This is a genomic window from Alcanivorax sp. HI0044 (assembly GCF_001634945.1).
On sequence record NZ_LWEZ01001837.1, the window covers coordinates 1 to 755 of the forward strand.

At 57.5% G+C, this 755-nt stretch carries 1 protein-coding gene; it reads left to right on the plus strand.

Annotated features, from left to right (window positions below):
- Nucleotides 1-648: DMT family transporter (locus tag A3730_RS27470; protein ID WP_063539359.1), on the plus strand; the 648-nt coding region annotated here is incomplete at its 5' end.
- Nucleotides 649-755 lie beyond the last annotated feature (107 nt).

Below are 755 nucleotides of genomic sequence, written 5' to 3' on the forward strand. Positions count from 1 at the left end.
CTGGTGCCAGTGCTAGGCCGGCTGATTTTTGCCGAACCGGTGCCTGGCAGTACCTGGCTCGCACTGCCAGTGGCTGCCGCAGGGCTGGCCCTGCTGTCTTTGGATCAGGAACTGCATCTGGAGGCCGGGCAGTTATTCTTTGTGGCCGCTGCCACCATTTTTGCGCTTTATTTCAATCTCAACACCCGCGCCGCCAACCCCCTCTCTACGCGGGGAACGAATGGTGAATCCATTGAACACCCTCGCGTCCCGGCCCTGGCGCTAACCACCATAGTGCTCGCCGTGGTGGGCGTACTGACCGGGGTGCTGTCTGCCATTTTTGAACCCTGGCAAAGTGTCGCGGCCAACGCCACACCACTACTGGTACTGTGGGTGGTGCTCAGTGCCACGGTAGGCACTGCCCTGCGTTTTCTGGTACAAACCTATGCGCAAAGCCTGTCACTGCACAGCCATGGCGTTGTCATTATGGTGTTGGAACCCATGTGGACGGCACTGATGGCCGCCGCTTGGTTCGGTGAACAGATGACACAGCTGCAACTGGCAGGCTGCGCGCTGATCTTTCTATCGCTTCTGGTCAATCGCTGGCGTGCTGTACGCAGCCTCCTCAAGATTTTCCTGACCCGGATTTTTGTTCCAACCCCCAAGTAAAAGGAGTTTCAATGGGTGGAGAAATAGCACAACTCATCACCATGGCGCTGCCAACCTTTCTGGTCGCCATTGCCGGCTTTGTACTGGCCGGCATTTTCATGCCAAAG